The 21,387-nt window shown below is 66.9% G+C and carries 20 protein-coding genes; 15 read left to right on the forward strand and 5 right to left on the reverse strand.

Annotated elements, in window-relative coordinates:
• Nucleotides 1-100: 100 nt before the first annotated feature.
• Genes A7D17_RS10710 through map form a run of 5 tightly spaced genes read right to left on the reverse strand, consistent with a single transcriptional unit; the run spans nucleotide 101 to nucleotide 5,520 of the window.
• Nucleotides 101-457, reverse strand: coding sequence for an arsenate reductase (locus A7D17_RS10710; RefSeq protein ID WP_064509060.1), 357 nt, complete (start codon nucleotides 455-457; stop codon nucleotides 101-103).
• Nucleotides 454-927, reverse strand: a complete 474-nt coding sequence (locus A7D17_RS10715; RefSeq protein WP_161946539.1) for a pseudouridine synthase family protein — start codon at nucleotides 925-927, stop codon at nucleotides 454-456. The genes A7D17_RS10710 and A7D17_RS10715 overlap by 4 nt, the downstream gene beginning before the upstream one ends.
• Nucleotides 924-2,120: a 2,3,4,5-tetrahydropyridine-2,6-dicarboxylate N-succinyltransferase gene (gene dapD, locus A7D17_RS10720; RefSeq protein ID WP_064509061.1), complete on the reverse strand. Its 1,197-nt coding sequence runs from the start codon at nucleotides 2,118-2,120 to the stop codon at nucleotides 924-926. The genes A7D17_RS10715 and dapD overlap by 4 nt, the downstream gene beginning before the upstream one ends.
• A 17-nt stretch (nucleotides 2,121-2,137) precedes the next feature.
• Nucleotides 2,138-4,747 (reverse strand): [protein-PII] uridylyltransferase, encoded by a 2,610-nt coding sequence (locus tag A7D17_RS10725; protein WP_064509062.1) that lies wholly within the window; start codon nucleotides 4,745-4,747, stop codon nucleotides 2,138-2,140.
• On the reverse strand, nucleotides 4,744-5,520 hold the full coding sequence (gene map, locus A7D17_RS10730; protein WP_064509063.1) for a type I methionyl aminopeptidase: 777 nt from the start codon (nucleotides 5,518-5,520) through the stop codon (nucleotides 4,744-4,746). Before map ends, A7D17_RS10725 begins: the two co-directional genes overlap by 4 nt.
• Before the next feature lie 317 nt (nucleotides 5,521-5,837).
• On the opposite strand from map, the gene A7D17_RS10735 reads away from it, so the two are divergent.
• From A7D17_RS10735 to rseP, 15 genes are all read left to right on the forward strand, one after another.
• Nucleotides 5,838-6,362 carry a Csu type fimbrial protein gene (locus A7D17_RS10735; protein ID WP_064509094.1) on the forward strand — a complete coding sequence of 175 codons (525 nt, stop codon included), beginning with the start codon at nucleotides 5,838-5,840 and terminating at the stop codon, nucleotides 6,360-6,362.
• Nucleotides 6,363-6,370: 8 nt separating this feature from the next.
• Entirely contained in the window at nucleotides 6,371-7,141 is a 771-nt protein-coding gene (locus A7D17_RS10740) for a fimbrial biogenesis chaperone (protein WP_064509064.1), read from the forward strand.
• Between the two features lie 16 nt (nucleotides 7,142-7,157).
• Nucleotides 7,158-9,506 (forward strand): fimbria/pilus outer membrane usher protein, encoded by a 2,349-nt coding sequence (locus tag A7D17_RS10745; protein WP_064509065.1) that lies wholly within the window; start codon nucleotides 7,158-7,160, stop codon nucleotides 9,504-9,506.
• Nucleotides 9,503-10,537, forward strand: coding sequence for a Csu type fimbrial protein (locus A7D17_RS10750; protein WP_064509066.1), 1,035 nt, complete (start codon nucleotides 9,503-9,505; stop codon nucleotides 10,535-10,537). The genes A7D17_RS10745 and A7D17_RS10750 overlap by 4 nt, the downstream gene beginning before the upstream one ends.
• Before the next feature lie 48 nt (nucleotides 10,538-10,585).
• A complete protein-coding gene (locus A7D17_RS10755; protein ID WP_064509067.1) occupies nucleotides 10,586-10,912 on the forward strand; it encodes a hypothetical protein in 327 nt (108 codons plus the stop codon).
• Between the two features lie 2 nt (nucleotides 10,913-10,914).
• Entirely contained in the window at nucleotides 10,915-11,625 is a 711-nt protein-coding gene (locus tag A7D17_RS10760; protein ID WP_064509068.1) for a fimbrial biogenesis chaperone, read from the forward strand.
• A gap of 313 nt (nucleotides 11,626-11,938) precedes the next feature.
• On the forward strand, nucleotides 11,939-12,742 hold the full coding sequence (gene rpsB, locus A7D17_RS10765; protein ID WP_029221640.1) for a 30S ribosomal protein S2: 804 nt from the start codon (nucleotides 11,939-11,941) through the stop codon (nucleotides 12,740-12,742).
• Between the two features lie 167 nt (nucleotides 12,743-12,909).
• Nucleotides 12,910-13,788, forward strand: a complete 879-nt coding sequence (gene tsf, locus A7D17_RS10770) for a translation elongation factor Ts (protein WP_007962895.1) — start codon at nucleotides 12,910-12,912, stop codon at nucleotides 13,786-13,788.
• A gap of 280 nt (nucleotides 13,789-14,068) precedes the next feature.
• Entirely contained in the window at nucleotides 14,069-15,592 is a 1,524-nt protein-coding gene (locus A7D17_RS10775) for a sensor domain-containing diguanylate cyclase (RefSeq protein WP_064509069.1), read from the forward strand.
• A gap of 106 nt (nucleotides 15,593-15,698) precedes the next feature.
• Complete coding sequence (gene pyrH / locus A7D17_RS10780; RefSeq protein ID WP_064509070.1) at nucleotides 15,699-16,421, forward strand: UMP kinase; 723 nt, start codon at nucleotides 15,699-15,701, stop codon at nucleotides 16,419-16,421.
• Nucleotides 16,422-16,616: 195 nt separating this feature from the next.
• Nucleotides 16,617-17,174 carry a ribosome recycling factor gene (frr, locus tag A7D17_RS10785; RefSeq protein WP_064509071.1) on the forward strand — a complete coding sequence of 186 codons (558 nt, stop codon included), beginning with the start codon at nucleotides 16,617-16,619 and terminating at the stop codon, nucleotides 17,172-17,174.
• 2 nt (nucleotides 17,175-17,176) lie between these two features.
• Complete coding sequence (uppS, locus tag A7D17_RS10790; RefSeq protein WP_082861883.1) at nucleotides 17,177-17,953, forward strand: polyprenyl diphosphate synthase; 777 nt, start codon at nucleotides 17,177-17,179, stop codon at nucleotides 17,951-17,953.
• Nucleotides 17,950-18,777 (forward strand): phosphatidate cytidylyltransferase, encoded by an 828-nt coding sequence (locus tag A7D17_RS10795; protein ID WP_064509072.1) that lies wholly within the window; start codon nucleotides 17,950-17,952, stop codon nucleotides 18,775-18,777. The genes uppS and A7D17_RS10795 overlap by 4 nt, the downstream gene beginning before the upstream one ends.
• Nucleotides 18,778-18,779: 2 nt before the next feature.
• Nucleotides 18,780-19,970, forward strand: coding sequence for a 1-deoxy-D-xylulose-5-phosphate reductoisomerase (locus A7D17_RS10800; protein WP_064509073.1), 1,191 nt, complete (start codon nucleotides 18,780-18,782; stop codon nucleotides 19,968-19,970).
• Between the two features lie 26 nt (nucleotides 19,971-19,996).
• A complete protein-coding gene (gene rseP / locus A7D17_RS10805) occupies nucleotides 19,997-21,355 on the forward strand; it encodes an RIP metalloprotease RseP (protein ID WP_064509074.1) in 1,359 nt (452 codons plus the stop codon).
• Nucleotides 21,356-21,387 lie beyond the last annotated feature (32 nt).

The following is a 21,387-nucleotide window of genomic DNA, read 5'->3' on the forward strand; positions in this document are numbered from 1 at the left end:
TGCGTGGAGGCCGCCGAGCGCGGCGTGAGTTGATCCTGCACTATCGAAACAGCAGGCGCAGGCCTGCAGCGTCGCCGCAGTCTGCATGCAGCGGCGCGACTCAGCCCACGCCGAAGCGCTGCTTGAAGCCGTTATCGGAGAAACCCTGGGTCAGTGCTCCGTCGTCGCTCACCACCACCGGACGACGGATCAGTTGCGGATACTCGCGCAACAGCAACTTCCACTCCGCCTCCGAGCCGGGCACCTTCTTGTTGTCGGGCAACTGCCGCCAGGTGGTGGACGATTTGTTGATCAAGGCATCGAATCCGCCGGCCTTGCCGGCCCACTCCAGCAGCGTCTCCGGCGACGGCTTGTTGTCGCGGTAATCCACGAACGTGTAGGCCACACCGAAGCGGTCCAGCCACTTGGTGGCTTTTTTGCAGGTATCGCAGTTCTTCAATCCATATAGCGTGGTCATGTCGTGCTCTCTTCAACTGCCTGGCGCGCGCCTGCACGCGCCAGCAAGGTGGTGGCCAACTCGGCGGGGTCCAGCCCATGTGCGGGCAGGAACACCACCTGTGCGCGCTCACCGTGGAATTTCAATGCCAGCCGCATCGGCGGGACCCGCCAGGCAGGAACGGCCGCACGCAATTGCGCAAAATCCACGCGCTGCGATCGCCCCTGCCGGGTGATCTCCAGCGCATCGCCGGCATCGCGCACCTGCGCCCATCGCCTGCATGACACGAGGTGCCGCACGGTCAGCCCTACCAGCACGACAGGCGCCAGCCAGCGCAGCACATCCAGCTGCTGCGGGACGCCGTCGCGCACCAGCGAGCCCACCACGTAGAGCGCAGCCCATCCCAGCCACAGGGCGGGAATGCCCCACCGCATCCAGCCACTGGCCGGACGCGATAGCAGGGCGCCGGCAGGCGCGTGTGCGGTACTCAATCGGCCAAACCGCGCAACAGCTCGTTGACGCTGGTCTTGCTGCGCGTTTTGGCGTCCACCTGCTTGACGATCACCGCGCAATACAGCGAATGCGAGCCGTCCTTGGACGGCAACTGGCCGGATACCACCACGCTGTAGGGCGGCACATAGCCGTAGGAAATCTCGCCGGTGGCACGGTTGTAGATGCGCGTGCTCTGGCTGATGAACACGCCCATGCCGATCACGCTGTGATGGCCAATGACCACGCCTTCAACCACTTCCGAGCGCGCGCCGATGAAGCAATGATCTTCGATGATGGTTGGGCTGGCCTGCAGCGGTTCGAGCACGCCGCCGATGCCGGCGCCGCCGGACAGGTGGCAATGCTTGCCGATCTGCGCGCACGAGCCCACCGTGGCCCAGGTGTCGACCATGGTGCCCTCGCCGACATACGCACCGATGTTGGTGAAGCTCGGCATCAGCACCACGTCCTTGCCGAAGTAACTGCCGCGACGCGCCACCGCACCCGGCACCACGCGCACGCCGGCCTTGCGGAATTCCGCTTCGTGGAAGCCGGCAAAGCGCGACTCCACCTTGTCCCAGAACGGCGCCGGCTGCGCGTCGATCACCGCCATCTCGTTGACGCGGAAATACAGCAGCACCGCTTTCTTCAACCACTCATTGACGGTCCAGCCGCCCTGCCCGTCCGGCTCGGCCACGCGGAATTCACCGCTTTCCAGGCCGTCGATCACACGGGTGACAATGGCGCGTGTGGAGCCGTCGATCTCGTCCATGGTCAACGTCGCGCGACGTTCGAACGCGCTTTCGATACCGAATTTGAGTTCATCGCTGCCGACCTGCGTTGCGACGCTGTGCACGGCCTGCTCGGCAATCGGCAGCTTCTTCGCCGCAGCAGCCTTCTTGCCGGCCGGTGCAGAGACCACCTTGGTCGGCTGCTTGGCCACGCGCGGCGCGGCGGCGGTCGCCGTCTTGCTGACAGCCCTCTGTGCAGCGGTCTTCTTGCCTGCTGCGTTAGGCCCGGCAGTCTTTTTGCCGACCGCGCCAGCAGTAGCGCTCTTCTTGCCCACACCGACAACCGGCTTGGCGGCGGCAACCGGCGCCTTGGCAGCCTTGCCGCGCGTTGCGCCCGTGGACTTGGACGCTGCGTTGGTGGTGGTCGCGCTCTGCTTGCGCGCGGTCTTCTTGCTGGTGGCCATGGGGGGTCTCCGGAGTGCTAGGCGGGATCGAGACAGGCGCACAGCGCGTCGCGCAGCGCCTGCCGGGCGGGTTCGGACAACGGGCGGTCGTGCTCGTCGGTGATCTGGAACTGATCTTCGGCACGCTCGCCGAAGGTGGCGATGCGCGCGTCGTGCACGCGCAGGTGCTGGATGCGCAACACATGCGCGACATCGGCGAGTAGGCCGGGCCGGTCGGGTGCGACCAGGCTGATGCGGGTACGGCGGCCGCCGGCACTTTCGCTGAATTCCACCCGCGGCGCGAAGCGGAAATGCCGCAACTGGCGCGGCACCGCGCGTCGTGCAGGGCGTACCTTGGCCAGATCGCCGGCCAGCACCTGACGCAAGGTTGCAGCCAGCCGCTGCGGGTCGCCATCGGCAAAGCTGTCCTGCGGCAGGACCTCGAACACGTCGAAGATCGCATCGTGCGGCGCATCCAGCACGCGTGCGCGGTGGATGCCGTAGCCCTTGCGGTCCAGCGTAGCCACGATCGCCGAAAACAGGCCGTCGCGGTCGGGCGAGTACACGAACACTTCCAGCGCATCGTTATCCGGCACTGCGCGGCGCGCCTTGACCAGCGTCTGGCCGATCTCCACCTCGATCAACGAGGCGGCCTGCCAGGCCAGCTGCTCGGGACGGAAGCGCAGGAAGTTCTCGTCCGGCATGCCGGCGAACTGGCGATCGATGGTGGCATCGTCATGCCCTTGCGCCTGCATCAGCGCGCGCGCGGAGTCGCGGGCCTCGCGCAGCCGTTCCTCGCGCGGTGGCGGATGCTCCAGCCCTTCGCGCAACGCGCGGCGTGCGGCGAAATACAGGTCGGCCAGCAAGCGGTCCTTCCATGCATTCCACAGCTTGGGGCTGGTGCCGGCAATGTCGGCGCAGGTCAGCAGATACAGATAATCCAGACGCTCGCGCGTGCCGACCAGGGTAGCGAAACGGTGGATCACTTCCGGGTCGGAGATGTCCTGCTTCTGCGCGGTGACCGACATGCGCAAGTGCTGCTCCACCAGCCAGGTCACCAGTTCGGTATCGCCTTCGCTCAGACGGTGCGCCAGGCAGAACGCACGCGCATCCACTGCGCCCAGTTCGGAATGATCGCCGCCGCGGCCCTTGGCGATATCGTGAAACAGCCCGGCCAGCAGCAGCAGTTCGGGTTTACGCAAGCGCGGCCAGACTTCATGCGTGATCGAAAAGCGCTCGTCGGCGCGGCCGGCGGCGAACAGCGCGATGTTCCGCAACACCATCAGCGTGTGCTGGTCCACCGTATAGACATGGAACAGGTCGAACTGCATGCGCCCGGAGACGCTGGCAAACGCAGGAATCCACTGCCCCAGCACGCCCAGCCGCGCCATGCGGTTGAGCGTTTCCACCGCACGCTGGCCGCGCAGCAGCGCCATGAAACGGTCGCGCGTGGCAGCATCGGCAACGTCGTAGGCCGGCAGTTGCTGCAGCACCTCGGCCAGTGCCCGCGCGGTCAGCGAATGCAGTCCGCGCACCTCGCGATGCGCGGCCCATTGCGCGAACAACGCGAACACCTGCAGCACATTGCCTTCGGGCCAGCTGTCGGCATCGGCGGCCAGGTAGCCGCGGCGCAGGCTGAAACCGTCGCCTAGCGGCTCGGGGACCGCTTCGCCGTCGAACTGTTCTTCGAAGCGTTGCAGCAGACGATCGCTGATGCGACGGATCAACGCGGCGCTGCGGTAGAAGCGCTGCATCATCTTTTCCACGCCCAGGCTTTCCGGGTCGTCGGCAAAGCCCAGCCGCTGCGCCAGGGTCTTCTGGTAATCGAAGCGCAGGCGCTCTTCCGGCCGGTTGGCCACGCTATGCAGCCCGAAGCGCAGCCGCGCCAGTTCCTCGCGCTCGCGCCGCAGCGCGGCCGCTTCGTCGAAACCAACATGCCCCAGCCCGACCAGCGCTTCCAGATCCTTGACCCCGAACGCGCGCAACGCCATCCAGCCCAAGGTCTGCAGATCACGCAGGCCGCCCGGGCCATCCTTGATGTCGGGTTCGAGGTTGTCGGCGGTATCGCCGAAGCGCTGATGGCGCGCCAGCAACTCCTCGCGCTTGGCCTGGAAGAAATCCCGCGGCGGCCACACCTGTTGCGGCGCGATCGCCTTCGCCAGCGCCGCGCGCGCCTCGCCATCGGCCACCAGCGCGCGCGATTCGATCAGCGCCGTGAGCACCGTCTGGTCGGCCGCGGCCACCGTGCATTGCGCGGGCGAGCGCACTGCGTGGCTGATCGGCAGGCCCACGTCCCACAGCAGCGCGAACAGGCGCGCCAGGTGTTGCTCATGCTGTTGCTGGGCCGCGCTTTCGCCCAGCACCAGCACATCGACGTCCGAGCGCGGGAACAGCTCGCCGCGCCCGTAGCCGCCCACCGCATGCAGCGACAGGCCACTGTCGGCCGGGATGCAGCGGGTCCAGGCGTTGCGCATCAATTGATCGACTGCGCGTGCGCGCAGTGCCACCAGCCGTTCGATCGGTTCGCCCTGGTCGAAGCGCTTGCACAGGCGCATGTCCGCATGCACCAGCAGCGGACGGGCCTGTGCTGCCCATTCCGCGTCGCCGGCGACGCCCGGGTCGGGTCGCTCCGCCGGCGCGTCCGTCATACCGGCGCGGGCGAGTTGGCCGACAGCGTCAGCACATCCACGCCGTCTTCGGTCACCGCCACCATGTGTTCCCACTGTGCGGACAACTTGCGGTCCTTGGTCACCACCGTCCAGCCGTCGGGCAGGGTCTTATGGTGATAGGTGCCTTCGTTGATCATCGGCTCGATGGTGAAGGTCATGCCCGGCTTGAGTACCAACCCCTCGCCGGGACGGCCGTAATGCATCACCTGCGGTTCGTCGTGATAGACCTTGCCGATGCCGTGGCCGCAGTAGTCGCGCACCACGCTGAAGCGCTCGGCTTCGGCGAACTTCTGGATCGCGTGGCCCACATCGCCCAGCGTGGCACCCGGCTTGACCGCGCGGATACCGCGCCACATCGCCTCGTAGGTGGTTTCCACCAGCCGCTTGGCCATGACCGAAGGCGTGCCCACGTAATACATGCGGCTGGTATCGCCGTGCCAGCCATCCTTGATGACGGTGACATCGATGTTGACGATGTCGCCCTCCTTCAGGACCTTGGCCGCGCTGGGGATGCCGTGGCAGATCACGTTGTTGACCGAGGTGCACACGCTCTTGGGAAAGCCACGGTAGCCCACGTTGGCAGGAATGGTGCCCTGCACGTTGACGATGTGGTCATGGCAGATGCGGTCCAGCTCGGCCGTGGTCACGCCCGGCTTGACGTGTGGGCCCACGACATCGAGCACCTCGGCGGCCAGGCGGCCGGCGACACGCATCAGTTCGATTTCTTCTTTGGTTTTCAGATTGACGCTCATGGCAGGGATTATCGCCGATCCGGGCTGAATCTGAACGACCCGGTACAGCGTTTTTTACGCGACGCCTTGCCGTCACCTAAGCAGACCGGGCAGCAGGAAACCGCCGCTGGCGCCTATTCATCTGTGATCGTGTGCACGCAGCGTCAAAATTCGGCTTAGCGAAGTCATCCGCAAGACATCGAAAATCAGGCGAAAGATCGAGCGGAAACAGGTAGATACAAGATGAATTCGCCGTTATGTTTGGCACGGCGGATGCATTGCATGGGTAGCGACGAGTGGTCGCGCCATCAATGACCTGACCGGTCAAGGAAATGTCCATGCGTACTGTCCGCCCTGTCCTGCTGTCCCTCGGCCTGCTCTCGACCATCGGCGTCGCCACCGCAGCAGATACCACCACCTTCAACGTCAAGATCGCCGTGACCAAGGCCTGCACCATCACCGCCGCCTCCGCCACCGACGTGGACTTCGGTTCGGTGCTGTCGACCTCGACCGCGAACGCCGACGCCAACGGCAGCGTGACCGCCCAGTGCACTGCGTTGACGCCCTACAACATCGCGCTGAGCGCGGGCAGCAACGCGGGGACCGCCAACGACGTCACCACCCGCCGCATGAAGAATGCCGACCCGCTGGTTACCACCAACAACTTCATCGCCTACCAGCTGTATCAGGACCTGGGCCGCAGCACCGTCTGGGGCAGCACCACCGGCACCAACACGCTGAGCCGCACCGCCACCGGCATCAACCAGGTCTATCCGGTCTACGGCCGAGTGACCAACCCGTCGGCCAACAACCCCGCCACCGGTAGTTACCAGGACACGATCACTGCCACGATCATCTATTGAGTCCGCGCATGCCCCTGCATTCCCGCCTGCCATCTCGCCCACCCTTCTGGCTGATCCGGTCAGGACTGGCGCTGCTGTTGGTGCTGGTCGGCGGCTGGTTGCCGCTACCGGCGCATGCGGCCAGCCTGCAGCTGGCCCCGACCTCGCTCAGCCTGAGTGCAGAGCAGGCCGCCGATGGACTGTGGCTGAGCAATAGCGGCGGTGCGCCGGTGCAGGTGCAGACCCGCGCCTATCGCTGGACCCAACGCGATGGCCAGGACCAGCTCGAGCCAACCCAGGAGCTGCTGGTCAGTCCACCGATGCGTACCCTGGCCGCCGGCGAGCGCCAGCTGATCCGGGTGATTCGCGCCGGGCCGCCCCCCGCTGGGGAGGAACGCTGCTACCGCATCATCGTCGATGAACTTCCCAGCGCCGATGCGGACAAGAAAGGCATGCAGTTCGTGCTGCGCTACTCGGTGCCGATCTTCGTGCTGCCGCCGGGCAAGAGCGAACCGGCGCCCAGCCTGAGTGCCCAGGTAGTTGCCGGCAGCGACGGCACCGCGCAGATCCAGATCCGCAATACCGGCAATGGGCACGCCCAGGTGGCCGACCTGCAACACCGCGTCGACGGCGCGACCAAGAGCGCGCTGAACGGCCTGGTCGGCTATGTGCTGCCCGGCCAGACCATGCGCTGGTCGCTGGGCGCCCCCGTGGCGCAGTTCGCGCGCGGCTCCATCGTCGCAAGGATCAATGGTGAGGCCGACGAACGCACCTTGCTGGCCGTGCCTGCAGCCCCGTGACGCGGCCCGGCTGGCGATGACGTTGCTCGCCGCCACCGGCTGCGTGGGCAGCGTCGCGGCCAGCGACCTGGCCGACATGACCTCGCTGCCCGACCCGCCCGCGCAAGCCGCTACCCCGCAGCCACAGACGCTGTATCTCGATGTGACCCTGAATCAGGCCGACCGCGGCCTGGCGCCTTTCGAGATGGTCGATGGCCACCTGCGCGCCTCGGTCGACACGCTGCGCAAGCTCGGCTTCGTCCTGTCCGATCGCGCCGCCGACGAGCAGGTCGCGCTGGACAGCCTGCGCGATGTGGAGGTGCGCTACGACGCCGCCCTGCAGCGGCTTGCATTGCAGGCCCCGCTGGCGCAGCTGTCGCTATCGACCACCGTCCTCAAGGCCGAAGACGTTGCCCCGCCCAGCGCTACCGCATCGCCGGGCATGTTGCTCAATTACGACCTGTACGCCACACGCAATACCGGCGCTAGCAGCGTATCGCTGGCCACCGAGCTGCGCGGCTTCGGCATCGGCCGCGGCATGGTCGACACCACCGCCGTGTTCCTGGCCTATGACCGTCCGCAGGACCAGCGCTGGCGCAGCGAAGCGGTGCGCCTGGACAGCGCCTGGCAGATGGATTTCCCCGACACCGCCACCAGCCTGCGGGTCGGCGATTTCTATAGTGGCTTCGTCGACTGGAGCCGTTCGCTGCGCCTGGGCGGAGTGCAGATCGGGCGCAATTACGCCTTGCAGCCGTATCGCGTACTGACCCCCACGCCCAGTTTCCTGGGCGAGGCGGTTGTGCCCTCCACGGTGGAGCTATATGTCGATGGCCTGCGCCAATACAGCGGCCAAGTACCGGCCGGCCCGTTCCAGCTGGCTGCGCAACCGGGCATCAGCGGCACCGGGCAGGCGCAGATCGTGGTGACCGACGCGTTCGGCCGCGTGCGCCGGCTGGACTTTGCGTTCTACGGAACGCCGCAGCTGCTGGCGCGCGGCATTTCCGAATGGTCGGCCGGCATCGGCCACCTGCGCCGCGATTACGGTGTGCGCTCGTTCGCCTACGCATCGCAGCCGGTGGCCAGCGCGTCCCTGCGCAAGGGGCTGCGCGATGATTTCACCATCGAGGCGCATACCGAAGCCGGCGGCGGCGTGGTGAATGCCGGCGCCGGCGGGATCTGGCTGCTCGGCGCCGGCGGGGTGTTCAACGCGGCCTACGCGCACAGCCGCATGCACGCCCTGGGCGGCGGCCAGTACGTGCTGGGCTATGCCTGGAACAACCGCCGCTTCAACTTCAACTTGGGGACCCAGCGCACCCATGGCGACTATCGCGATCTGGGAGCGCTGCAGGGCAGCCTGCCGGCGCGCATCAGCGACCGCGTCGTGTTCGGCGTCAACCTTGCCGCGATCGGCTCGCTGGGCACCAGCTACGTGCGGCTGAGCTATCCGCAGGGCGACACCTCGCGCTACGCCAGCGTGTTCTGGTCGCGCAGCTTCGGGCGCAACTGGGCCGCCAACCTGTCGGCCAACCAGAACCTGGATGTGCGCAGCGACCGCAGCGTGTATCTGTCGCTGTCGACCACCTTCGGCGAGATCCGCCAGGCCAGCGCCTCGATGCAGCGCAACGGCAATCGCACCGGGTTTGTGGCCGATGTCAGCCAGCCACTGCCCGGCGATGGCGACCTGGGCGGCATCGGCTGGCGGCTGCAGGGGCGCGCCGGCGACGACGCCAGTGGCGGCCTGGCCGAGCTGGGCTGGTTGAACCGGGTCGGCCGCTACACCATCGGCGCCGCCAGTCAGGGTGGCGACACCTTCGGCTATGCCAGCGCCAGCGGCAGCCTGGTGTGGATGAACGGCCGTGGTTTTGCGGCGCGCGACATCCAGGATTCGTTCGCGGTGGTTTCCACCGACGGGCAGCCAGGCATTCCGGTGCGGCTGGAGAATCGGCTGATCGGCGTCACCGATGCGCGTGGCACCCTGCTGGTGACGCCGCTGCAATCGTGGCAGCGCAATCAGCTGTCGATCGACACCCTGAGCCTGCCGGCGGAGCTGCGCGTGGACCGGGTCGATACCACGGTCACCCCGCGCCAGCAGTCCGGCGTGGCGGTGCGCTTCGGCATCACCCGGGTGCAGGCAGCAATCATCGTGTTGCACGACGCCACCGGCACCCCGGTGCCGGTGGGCAGCCTGGTGCAACGCGAGGGCGATGCCGGGCGGGTGGTGGTCGGCTACGACGGCGAGACCTATCTGGACAACCTGCAGCGCGACAACCGCATCCTGGTCGATACCCCGCAGGGTCGCTGCGTTGCGCAATTCGCCTATCCCGTGGTCTCCGGCGGCATTCCACGCGTGGGCCCGCTGCCCTGCATCGCCGAGCGCACCCCATGATCGCGCACCGGCTCTGGCAGGCGTTGCTGATCCTGACCCTGGCCACGCTGTGGCTGGCGCCCAGCGCGCCAGCGCAGGCCGACACCGTCTGCACCGTCACCCTGGGCACCCCCCTGGCCTTCGGCAACGTGGCCGCCAACGGCGCCACCGACGGGGTGGCCACCCTCAATGTGTCCTGCGCCACCGCCGCACTCAGCGTGCTGGGCAACGCACGGGTGACGCTATGCCTGGACCTTGGTCCCGGCAGTGCCAGTGCCGGGCTGTACACGCCGCGCCGCCTGGGCAATGCCACCGGCGACAGCCTGGGCTACCAGATCTACAGCGACGCGGCGCGCACCCAGATCTGGGGCGCGGCCAACTCCACCACACCGTCGCCGGTGGTGCTGAACTTTGCCTACGGGGTGCCGGTCATTACCGGCGGCTCGCAAACCACCACCGTCACGCTGTACGGGCGCATCCCCGGCAGCCAGACGCTGTCGGTGGGTAACCACACCAGCACCTTCGGCGGCGCCGATACCGTGGTGCGCTACGCCTACAACGAAAGCGTGATCGGCGGCGTCCAACAGCCCGCCGATTGCAACACCGCCACCAGTGGCGCCAAGACCACCAGCAACGCGTTCCCGTTCACCGCCTCGGCCAATGTGCCGGCGCGCTGCAATACCTATGTCACCACCGACCTGGATTTCGGCAGCATTGCAGGCAGTATCGAAAACGCGATCGACCGCAGTTCCACCATCAGCCTGGCCTGCACCAATCGCACCGCCTGGAACATCGGCCTGGATGTCGGCAGCAACGCCAACGGCAGCACCCGCCGCATGCGCCACGCCAGCAGCGCCAACTACATCACCTACGAGCTGTACCGCGACGCCGGGCGCAGCAACCGCTGGGGCACCACGATCGGGCTCGACACCCTGGCCGGTACCGGCAACGGCGTCACCCAGACGGTGACTGTGTATGGCCGCGCGCCCGCCCCGCAACTGCCCATCGCCGGCGCCTACAGCGACACGGTGACCGTCTCCATCACTTACTGACAGTTAATAAAGTTCGCTTCGGTGGCGTCGTTATTTCCTACGACTCCAATGCAAACGATTGCCTTCATGACGCCGGTCATCTTTCTGAAGCGCTTGATCCTGGTCGCCCTCGTTTGCGGCGCCACCACCGCCCACGCCGCCGCCAATCGCGGGCCGGAAAATTCCACCCTGCACATCGGCCTGCGCCTGCTCAGCGGCTGCGAACTGCGCACCACGCCGCCGCGCGCCAGTTGCTCGCGCGGCACGCCAATGGCGATCGCGCTGCCGGCGCGCAGCACCGACGCTCCGGCCCCCACCATCACCGGCCAGGACGCCAGTGCGTTGGCCGGGCCTGCGCCCAGCGGCGCGGCACGCATCACCACCATTGCGTTCTGATCATGGCCATCCTCTGCACACGCCGGGTATGGCTGGCTGCGGGCCTGATCGGCCTGACAAGCCTGTTCGGCAGCGCCGCCGGGGCCGAGATCGCGATCGCCCCGACCACTGCCCACATTCCAGCCGACAGCGACCAGACGGCAGTCTGGCTCTACAACCAGGCCGCGCAGCCCTGGCGTGCCGATGCCAAGCTCTACCGCTGGCGCCAGGACGGCGAACGCGAACTGCTGGAGCCGGCCACCGGCGCCACCGTCAGCCCCAGCCAGTTCGAAATTCCCTCGCGTGGCCGCCAACTGCTGCGGGTGATCCGCCTTGGTCCCAGCCCGGCACGGACTGAAGAGAGCTATCGGCTGGTGGTGACCCAGCACGCCGACGGCGGCGAAACCGAGCTGCTGCGGTACTCCACACCGGTATTCGCCACCCCACGCGAGCCCGGCGACCCGCATCCGCTGCTGCGCGCAACGCTTTCCGGCCAAGGCGGCAGCCGCACCCTGCGCGTGCAAAATGCCGGCCTCAATCACGCGCGCCTGGCCGATCTGGCGTTCATCGATGCCGGCGGGACCCGCCGCAGCATCGGCAGCGACCTGGCCGGCTACGTGCTGCCGGGCCAGACCCGGCAATGGGTGCTACCCGCGAGCATCGCCACCGGCCCCGGCCGCTTCGTGGCACGCGTCAACAGCGAAAGCGAAACCACCCTGACGCTGCAGCCCTAGCTGTTGCGCCGGCACCGCCGGCCGACGCTTCCGTAGATTGCATGCAAGCACCAGGCCGGCTATACTCCTCCGGCTGTTTTGCGTCTCTGGCGCAGCGCGCCGTCCACGTCGGACGTCACCGACGAATCCACACCTGCTGCCACCATCCGTGCCGGGGTGCCCTCATACAGGGTTCGTCGCGGAGGCAACAGGGAAGCCCAACCCCGGAATCTTGTGCGTTTTGATGCGAGTCCCTCGCAACAGCCCGCACAGCCATGTGCGGACTTTTCAACAACAAGCCGCGCACGGCGATTCCGCTATCAGGAGTTTTTCAATGCCTCAGGTCACCATGCGTCAGATGCTGGAAGCCGGCGTCCATTTCGGCCACCAGACCCGCTACTGGAACCCCAAGATGGCGCCGTACATCTTCGGCGCGCGCGGCAAGATCCACATCATCAACCTCGAGAAGACCGTTCCGCTCTTCAACGACGCGATGAACTTCCTCTCCTCGATTGCGCAGAAGCGCGGCACCGTGCTGTTCCTGGGCACCAAGCGCAGCGCACGCGAGTCGATCAAGGAAGAAGCCGAGCGTTGCAACATGCCGTTCATGACCCAGCGCTGGCTGGGCGGCACGCTGACCAACTTCCGTACCGTCAAGCAGTCGGTCGCCCGCCTGAAGGAACTGGAAGCCGCTGAAACCGACGGCACCTTCGACAAGCTGGTCAAGCACGAAGTGCTGGGCCTGCGTCGCGAGCGCGAGAAGCTGGACGCCTCGCTCGGCGGCATCAAGGAAATGAACCGCCTGCCCGACGCGATCTTCGTGATCGACATCGGCCATGAAGACATCGCCATCAAGGAAGCCAAGAAGCTCGGCATCCCGGTGATCGCAGTGGTCGATACCAACTACGATCCGGCCCTGGTCGACTACGCCATCCCGGGCAACGACGACGCCATCCGCGCCGTGCAGCTGTACGCACGTGCCGCTGCCGACGCCGTGCTGGAAGGCAAGGCTGCTGCTCCGAACTCCGCTTCGGTTCGCGAAGAAGAGTTCTCGGCCGAGTCCGCCGATGAAGGCAAGGGCCGTCGCGCTCCGGCCAAGAAGGGCGACAAGAAGGCTGACGCCGCCGCTGCCGAGTAATCGGCATGCAATGCGGCCGCACCATGCTGTGCGGCCGCAGCCCCGGCGGGTCCATCGCGACCTGCCGTCCGGGCCACCACAGACACCGTGGGGGCGGTCAGCACGCTGCACCGTCTCCTACTGGCGGAACACCTCCGCCGTACGCATTCGTCCAATGAGGTAATCCCGTGGAAATCACTGCTTCCCTGGTCAAGGAACTGCGCGAGCGCACCGGCGCCGGCATGATGGAGTGCAAGAAGGCACTCGTCGAAAACGCTGGCGACATCGACGCCGCTGCCGAGTGGCTGCGCAAGTCGGGCCTGGCCAAGGCCGACAAGAAGGCTGACCGCGTCGCTGCCGAAGGCCGCATCGCCACCGCACAGGCCGGCGGCAAGGCCGTGCTGGTCGAAGTCAACTCCGAAACCGACTTCGTCGCCAAGGACGAGAACTTCCTGGCCTTCACCGAAGTCGTTGCCAATGCTGCCCTGAATTCCGATGCAGCCGATGCCGAAGCGCTCAAGAGCGTCAAGCTCGACAGCGGCGAGACCATCGAAGAGCGTCGCGCTGCGGTCATCGCCAAGGTCGGCGAGAACCTGCAGGTGCGTCGCCTGGTCCGTATCGACAGCGCCAACAACGTCGCAGCCTATGTGCACGGCGGCCGTATCGGCGTGCTGGTCGAGCTGAAGGGTGGCGACATCGAGCTGGCACGCGGCATCGCCATGCACATCGCCGCCATGAACCCGCCGCACGTGAAGGCGTCCGACGTGCCGGCCGACTTCATCGCCAAGGAAAAGGAAATCGAGCTGGCCAAGATGTCCGAAAAGGACAAGGCCAAGCCGGCCGACATCCTGGAAAAGATCATCAGCGGCAAGATCAGCAAGATCGTCAACGAAGTCACCCTGTACGGCCAGCCGTACGTGCTGAACACCGACCAGACCGTCGAGCAGGCGGTCAAGGCCGCCGGCGCCGACGTGATCGGTTTCCAGCGCCTGGCCGTTGGCGAAGGCATCGAGAAGGTGGTGGAAGACTACGCCGCCGAAGTGATGAAGCAGGCCGGCCTGGCCTGATTCTCGCCACTCTGAAAAAAGCCGCGGCATGCCGCGGCTTTTTTTTTGCCTGCGGACTTGCCCGTGCCCGGCGACGATGCCTGGCCAAGATCCGTGCAACCAGCGCGCAGGCAACCGGCCGCAACGCTACAGATGCGCCCGCCGGTGCCGCTACCTCCAGATGCCGACCAGGCTTTCCAGCGCCCGCCGCGCATGCAGTGCAGCGCGGCGATTGCGGAGCATGGCGCGCCCTACTCACCGAACGCAGCTGTATGCTTGCGATCACTGTCGGCGATGACTCATGCAACCAGATCTCCAGGCCGCCCTGCACTACTGCCGTAACCTGCCCTCGCCGCCCGGCGTGGCGCTACGCATCATCGAGCTGGCGCAGGACCCGGACGTGGACATGACCACCACGGCAAAGGTCATCGGCATGGACATGGCCCTGAGCGCACGCATGCTGCGGGTGGCCAATTCGCCGCTGTACGCCAGCCGTCGCCGCGTCGACAACCTGGGCCAGGCGCTGACCATGCTGGGACTCAACGCCACCTTGAGCCTGGCGCTGGGTTTTTCGATGGTGCATGGCGTGCGCAGCACCTTCACCGCCCACCCCCTGCACGAGCGCATCTGGCGACGCGCCGGGCTGTGCGCGCTGGCCAGCCGCATCCTGGGCCAGGCCTACGGCATCCGCAAACCCGAAGAATTGATGCTGGCCGGCCTGCTGCAGGACATCGGCAAGCTGGCGCTGCTGCAAGGCGCGCCCGAGCTGTACGGGCCGCTGCTGGAACAGGCGCCGGACAACGCGTCGCTGCTGGATGCCGAACGCGAACACCTCGGCGCCACCCATGCCGAAGTCGGCGCCTGGCTGGCGCATCAGTGGCAGCTGCCGCCATACCTGCAGAACGCCATTGCCCAGAGCGAGGAAGAGCCCGCCAGCCTGGAGCCCTTCATGGCGTGCGTTGCGCTGTCCGGACGGCTTGCCGATATCTGGCTGTCGGCAAGCGCCGTTGCCGCCACCGAGCACGCGCAGCGCCAGGCGCAGGACGTGCTGGAACTGGACGCCGAACGCTTCGAAAAAGTGATCGAACGCATCGCCGAATCGCTACCCGAGCTGGAGGCGCTATTCGACATCCGCGTGCCGCAGCCCGAGCACATCCAGATGATCTTCGAGCAGGCGCGCGAGCTGGCCATGTTGCGCAGCCTGCGCGAATTACAGGATGTGGCCGAGGCGCGCCGGCATGCCGACGAATCGGAAAACCGCATGCGCCATCTGGCCGAACAGGCCAGCCGCGACGCACTCACCGGCGTGTTCAACCGGCACCAGCTCGGCACCGCGCTCACGCACGAGTTTGAACTGGCTTCGCGCCAGGGCTGGCCGCTGTCGATCGCCTTCATCGACCTGGACGACTTCAAGCGCGTCAACGATGCGCACGGCCATCTGGTCGGCGACGAGGTGTTGCGCAACTTCGCGCAGACGCTGCAGCGCATGGTGCGTACCAGCGACCTGGTGGCGCGCTATGGCGGCGAAGAATTCCTGGTGATCCTGCCCAACACGCCGGCCGATGCGGCCTTGATGGTGATCGAGCGCATCCTGGCCGAAACCGCACGCACGCCGATGGCGCAGCTGCAGGGCGGCCCCTTGCACATCACCTTCTCGGCGGGCCTGGCCACGCATGGCGGTGTCGAACGCCAGTTCGACAGCATCGACCACCTGCTGCAGGCCGCCGACAGCACCCTGTACCGGTCCAAGCATCGCGGCCGCAACCGCGTGACTGCCTACGATGCGACCGATGTGCCGACGCCGCCGAACCCGCGTGCGCACTGAGCAACGCATCACGTCGCTGCCGACAAAGGAATTTTTACCACGCCCGGCGGCAGGCTTCCGCTAGAATTGCCGGCGTTTGCCGTCCCCCACCCCCGAGGTCTCCCCCATGTCCGAGCTTTCCTATCGCCGCATTCTTCTCAAACTTTCCGGGGAGGCGCTGATGGGAGACGGGGATTACGGCATCGACCCCAAGGTGATCAACCGCCTTGCCCATGAAGTGATCGAAGCCCAGCAGGCCGGCGCGCAGGTGGCCCTGGTCATCGGTGGCGGCAACATCTTCCGCGGCGCCGGACTGGCGGCCAGCGGCATGGACCGCGTCACCGGCGACCACATGGGCATGCTCGCCACCGTGATCAACGCGCTGGCCATGCAGGACGCGCTGGAAAAGCTCGGCGCCAAGGTGCGCGTGATGAGCGCGATCAAGATCAACGACGTCTGCGAGGATTTCATTCGCCGCCGCGCCATGCGCCATCTGGAAAAGGGCCGCATCGCGATCTTCGCCGCCGGTACCGGCAATCCGTTCTTCACCACCGACTCGGGCGCGGCGCTGCGCGCGATTGAAATCGGTGCCGACCTGCTGCTGAAGGCAACCAAGGTCGATGGCGTGTACGACAAGGATCCGAAGAAGCACAGCGATGCGGTGCGCTACGACAGCCTGACCTACGACGAGGTCATCCTGCAGGGCCTGGAAGTGATGGACACCGCCGCGTTCGCGCTGGCCCGCGACAGCGACCTGCCGCTGCGCATCTTCGGCATGAGCGAGCCCGGCGTGCTGCTGCGCATCCTGCGCGGCGAGCAGATCGGCACCCTGGTGCAGGGACGCAGCTGAGGTCGGGAATCGGGAATCGGGATTGGGGAATCGCAAGAGCGCGAGGCCGCACGCTGCGCAGCGATCTCCACCCCGGACGCCAGGCCTGAAAACGGGTGGCAAGTGAACCGGCTGCGCGGGTCCTGACGACCCGCGAGTCGTGAAACCTCAGTCCCGGCTATAATCCCCGGATTCAGCTCCACACGGATTCCGGCGATGCTCACCCAGATCAAACAAGACGCGCTCACGCGCATGACCAAGAGCATCGATGCTCTGCGCCATTCCCTGACCACCGTGCGCACCGGGCGTGCGTCGCCGGCGTTGCTGGATGGCATCAAGGTCAAGGCCTACGGTACCGACACCCCCCTCAACCAGGTCGCCAGCATCAGCGTCTCCGAAGGCCGCTCGCTGGTCATCAGCCTGTTCGACAAGGGCATGATCAAGGACGTGGAAAAAGCCATTTACGCCTCGGACCTGGGCCTGACCCCGACCGTGGTGGGCACCGTGATCCGCCTGAACCTGCCGCCGCTGACCGAGGAGCGCCGCAAGGAGCTCAGCAAGGCCGTGCATGGCGAAGGCGAAGACAGCAAGGTCGCCATCCGCAACATCCGTCGCGATGCCAACCAGCAGGTCAAGGATCTGCTCAAGGACAAGGCGGTCACCGAAGACGAGGCGCGCAGCGCCGAAGACGACATCCAGAAGCTCACCGACAAGGCCATCAAGGACGTGGATGAGGTCGTCAAGGGCAAGGAACAGGAATTGATGACGGTCTGATCATGGCATCGCCTGCCATGCATCCAGTCCCTCCCGCCGACGTGGTGCCGCGCCATATCGCCATCATCATGGATGGCAATGGGCGTTGGGCGCAGCGTCGGCGCCGTCCGCGCATGATCGGCCATCGCGCCGGCGCGCGGGCGGTCAATCGCACCATCGATTTCTGCCTGGAAAAAGGCGTCAGCGCGCTTACCCTGTTCGCGTTCTCCAGTGAAAACTGGGGCCGTCCGCAGGAAGAAGTGGATGCGCTGATGAAGCTGTTCCTGCATGCCCTGGACCGCGAGGTCGACGAGCTGCAGCGGCGTGGCGTGCAGGTCCGTTTCATCGGCGAGCGCAGCCGCTTCGCCGCGCCGCTGCGCGACCGCATGGCCGCGGCCGAGCGCGCCACGGCAGCCAATGCGCGGCTGGTGCTGAGCATCGCCGCCAGTTACGGCGGACGCCAGGACATTGCGCTGGCCGCGCGTGCGCTGGCCGAAGAGGTCGCAGCCGGACGCCTGCAACCGCACCAGATCGACGAGGCCCTGCTGTCCAGCCGGGTGGCACTGTCGGACCTGCCGGCGCCGGATCTGTTCATCCGTACCGGTGGCGATACCCGCATCAGCAATTTCCTGTTGTGGCAGCTGGCCTATACCGAGCTGTGGTTCACCGAAACCTTGTGGCCGGAGTTCGATGCCGGCGTGCTGCAGCAGGCCCTGGATGATTACGCCGGACGCGAGCGTCGCTTCGGCCTGACCAGCGCCCAGATCGCCGACAAGGCGACGGAGACGTCCTCCGCATGACCAAGACCCGCGTGATTGCCGCGCTGATCATGGCGCCGCTCGCCATCTGCGCGATCGTGCTGCTGCCCACCCAGTGGCTGGCGGCGCTGGCGGCGATCCTGTTCCTGACCGGCCTGTGGGAGTGGCTCAAGCTCTCCGGCATCGACGACAGCCTGCCGCGCACCGTGCTGCTGATGCTCAACCTGCTGCTGATGGTGCTGATGGTGTGGGCCTCGGCCGGCTCCATGGTGCTGTTCCAGATTGCGGCGCTGGTCGGGGTGGCGTGGTGGGGGCTGGCGTTGCTGTGGCTGCGCTTCTTCACCTTCGGTGCCGATCACGGCAATGGCCAGGCACGCGCACTCAAGCTCGCGGCGGGCAGCCTGGCGGTCCTGCCGGCCTGGGCTGCGCTGGTGCTGCTGCACGCCAACCCGGACAAGGGCAACCTGTGGCTGCTGACCGCGCTGACCATGGTGTGGGCGGCCGACTCGGGCGCGTACTTTGCCGGGCGCGCGTTCGGCAAGCACAAGCTGGCACCACGCATCAGCCCCAACAAGACCATCGAAGGCCTGGTCGGCGGCATGCTGGCCGGTATCGCAGTGGCCTGCGCCTTCGGCTGGCTGGCCGGGCTGACCTTGGCGCACGTCCCCCAGCTGGTCCTGGTGGCGGCAGTGGCGGTGCTGGCCTCGGTGCTCGGCGACCTGTTCGAAAGCCTGCTCAAGCGGCATGCCGGTGCCAAGGACTCGGGGGCGGTGATCCCGGGCCACGGCGGTGTGCTGGATCGCATCGATGGCGTGCTCGCCGCCCTGCCGGTGTTCGCACTCGGCAAGGAAATTTTCGGATTCTAAGCATGGCTGGCTCTTCTCCCCGCCAGGTCGCGGTGTTCGGCGCGACCGGCTCGATCGGCACCTCGGCCCTGGACGTAATCGCTCGCCACCCGGAGCGGCTGCGTGCCAGCGTGCTGTCGGCCGGCCGCCAGGTGGATGCCCTGCTGGCGCTGTGCGCTGCCCACCGGCCCGCGCATGCGGTAATCGCCGAAGAAGCGCTGTATCCGGCGCTACGCGACGGCCTGCGTGCCGCCGGCCTGAATACCCAGGCACACGCCGGTACCGAAGCGCTGGACGCACTGGCCGGCAGCGATGCCTGCGACACGGTGGTGGCCGCGATCGTGGGTGCTGCGGGCCTGCCCTCCACCCTTGCCGCCGCGCGCGCCGGCAAGCGTCTGTTGCTGGCCAACAAGGAATCGCTGGTGCTGGCCGGCGAATTGCTGACCCGCACCGCCGCCGCGGCAGGTGCAGACATCATTCCGATCGACAGCGAGCACAGCGCCATCTTCCAGTGCCTGCGCTCCTGCGACGCCAGCCGCGGCGTGCGTCGGGTGATCCTGACCGCCTCCGGCGGCCCGTTCCGCGGCTGGGACCGCGCCGCGCTGTCGGCCGTGACGCCCGCCCAGGCGGTAGCGCATCCCAAGTGGTCGATGGGCCCGAAGATCTCGGTGGATTCGGCGACCCTGATGAACAAGGGCCTGGAAGTCATCGAGGCGCATCACCTGTTCGGCCTGCCCGGCGAGCGGATCGATGTGCTGGTGCATCCGCAAAGCCTGGTGCATTCGCTGGTGGAATTCGTCGACGGCTCCACCCTGGCCCAGCTGGGCCTGCCGGACATGCGCACCACCCTGGCAGTCGGCCTGGCCTGGCCGGAGCGGGTCGAATCGGGGGTGGCGGGGCTGGACCTGCTGCAACAGGGCCGGCTGGATTTCGAGGCGCCCGATACCGCCGCGTTCCCCTGCCTGGGCCTGGCCTGGGAGGCGCTGCGCGCCGGCGGCACCGCTCCGGCGATCCTGAACGCGGCCAACGAAGTGGCTGTTTCAGCGTTTCTTCAGGGCCAAATAGGTTTCCTAGCCATCCCTGCGTTGGTCGAACACACGTTGACAACGCTCCCGCGGCACAATGCCGACACCCTCGACACCCTGCTTTTTGCCGACGCGCAAGCCCGGCAAACCACCGAACGCGCCCTCGCCCATTACGCCCTTCATGCCTGATCGATTGACGCAACCGAGTTGCATCCATGGGTGATTTCATCGGTTCGGTCTGGTGGATGATCGTCAGCCTGGGTGTCCTGGTGACCTTCCACGAATTCGGGCACTTCTGGGTCGCACGCCGCTGCGGCGTCAAGGTGTTGCGCTTCTCGGTGGGCTTCGGCAAGCCGCTGTGGATGCGGCGCGACCGCCACGGTACCGAGTTCGTGGTGGCGGCGATCCCCCTGGGCGGCTACGTGCGGATGCTGGACGAACGCGAAGGCGACGTGCACCCGGCCGAGCAGGATCAGGCCTTCAACCGCAAGACGGTGTGGCAGCGCATCGCGATCGTGGCTGCCGGCCCGATCGCCAATCTGCTGCTGTGCATGGCGATGCTGTGGGCCATGTTCGTGGTGGGCAAGCAGGATTACTCGGCCACGGTCGGCCGCGCCGACGGCCTGGCGGCCGAAGCCGGCCTGACCCCGGGCGAGCGCATCGTGCGCATCGACGGCCGCAGCGTCAGCAGCTGGAGCGATGCCAGCATGCAGCTCACCACCGCGGCGATGGACAAGCGCGACATCCAGCTGCAGACCGTCGCCGACGGCGTGGGCAGCCGCGAACACACCCTGCGCCTGTCGCAGTTGCCGGTCGGTTTCGACGAACGCCGCGTGGCGTCGCTGGCCGGCATCGGCTGGCAGTTCATGCTGCAACCGCCGGTCATCGCCGAGGTGGTCCCCGGCTCGGTGGCCGACGGCCTGCTCAAGCCGGGCGACCGCATCGTGGCCATCGACGGCCAGCCGATCCGCTCGGCCGACGACATCATTCCGCAGGTGCAGGCGCTGGGCGAACACGGCGGCCTGGGCATGATCGAGGTGGCGCGCAAGGGCGAACAGGGCGAAGACCGCCTGGCGCTGGAGATTGCCCCACGCAAGTCGCCGCAGGGCCAGTGGATGATCGGCATCCGCCCGGCCGCAGCGCCCGCTCCGGAGTACGACAGCCGCCAGCAGTACGGCCTGTTCGCCGCGGTGCCTGCCGCCATCCGCGAAACCGGCAAGATGACCGCCGATTCACTGGGCATGATGAAGCGCATGCTGACCGGCCAGGCCTCGGTAAAGAACATCTCCGGGCCGGTCACCATCGCGCGCGCCGCCAACGCCTCGGCCGAACGCGGGCTCGACTGGTTCCTGTATTTCCTTGGTCTGCTGTCGCTGAGCCTGGCGATCATCAACCTGATGCCCATCCCGATCTTGGACGGTGGGCATCTGCTGTATTACCTTATCGAGTTGATCAAGGGCAGCCCGATCAGCGAACGGGCCATGATTGCCGGGCAATATGTCGGCCTGGCGGTCCTGGCAGGCTTGATGGGACTGGCGTTCTACAACGACATCCTTGGCCTGGTTCCACGATGAAGCTGCTCCACTCTTTCCGCCTGTTGTCGTCG

The sequence above is a fragment of the Xanthomonas floridensis genome (assembly GCF_001642575.1).
Lineage (GTDB): Bacteria > Pseudomonadota > Gammaproteobacteria > Xanthomonadales > Xanthomonadaceae > Xanthomonas > Xanthomonas floridensis.

Bases quoted from the DNA above. Each gene is read 5' to 3' on its own strand.
- A7D17_RS10710 (WP_064509060.1), bottom strand. From the start codon at position 457: ATGACCACGCTATATGGATTGAAGAACTGCGATACCTGCAAAAAAGCC.
- dapD (WP_064509061.1), bottom strand. From the start codon at position 2,120: ATGGCCACCAGCAAGAAGACCGCGCGCAAGCAGAGCGCGACCACCACC.
- A7D17_RS10725 (WP_064509062.1), bottom strand. From the start codon at position 4,747: ATGACGGACGCGCCGGCGGAGCGACCCGACCCGGGCGTCGCCGGCGAC.
- map (WP_064509063.1), bottom strand. From the start codon at position 5,520: ATGAGCGTCAATCTGAAAACCAAAGAAGAAATCGAACTGATGCGTGTC.
- A7D17_RS10735 (WP_064509094.1), top strand. From the start codon at position 5,838: ATGCGTACTGTCCGCCCTGTCCTGCTGTCCCTCGGCCTGCTCTCGACC.
- A7D17_RS10740 (WP_064509064.1), top strand. From the start codon at position 6,371: ATGCCCCTGCATTCCCGCCTGCCATCTCGCCCACCCTTCTGGCTGATC.
- A7D17_RS10745 (WP_064509065.1), top strand. From the start codon at position 7,158: ATGACGTTGCTCGCCGCCACCGGCTGCGTGGGCAGCGTCGCGGCCAGC.
- A7D17_RS10750 (WP_064509066.1), top strand. From the start codon at position 9,503: ATGATCGCGCACCGGCTCTGGCAGGCGTTGCTGATCCTGACCCTGGCC.
- A7D17_RS10755 (WP_064509067.1), top strand. From the start codon at position 10,586: ATGCAAACGATTGCCTTCATGACGCCGGTCATCTTTCTGAAGCGCTTG.
- A7D17_RS10760 (WP_064509068.1), top strand. From the start codon at position 10,915: ATGGCCATCCTCTGCACACGCCGGGTATGGCTGGCTGCGGGCCTGATC.
- rpsB (WP_029221640.1), top strand. From the start codon at position 11,939: ATGCCTCAGGTCACCATGCGTCAGATGCTGGAAGCCGGCGTCCATTTC.
- A7D17_RS10775 (WP_064509069.1), top strand. From the start codon at position 14,069: ATGCAACCAGATCTCCAGGCCGCCCTGCACTACTGCCGTAACCTGCCC.
- pyrH (WP_064509070.1), top strand. From the start codon at position 15,699: ATGTCCGAGCTTTCCTATCGCCGCATTCTTCTCAAACTTTCCGGGGAG.
- frr (WP_064509071.1), top strand. From the start codon at position 16,617: ATGCTCACCCAGATCAAACAAGACGCGCTCACGCGCATGACCAAGAGC.
- uppS (WP_082861883.1), top strand. From the start codon at position 17,177: ATGGCATCGCCTGCCATGCATCCAGTCCCTCCCGCCGACGTGGTGCCG.
- A7D17_RS10795 (WP_064509072.1), top strand. From the start codon at position 17,950: ATGACCAAGACCCGCGTGATTGCCGCGCTGATCATGGCGCCGCTCGCC.
- A7D17_RS10800 (WP_064509073.1), top strand. From the start codon at position 18,780: ATGGCTGGCTCTTCTCCCCGCCAGGTCGCGGTGTTCGGCGCGACCGGC.
- rseP (WP_064509074.1), top strand. From the start codon at position 19,997: ATGGGTGATTTCATCGGTTCGGTCTGGTGGATGATCGTCAGCCTGGGT.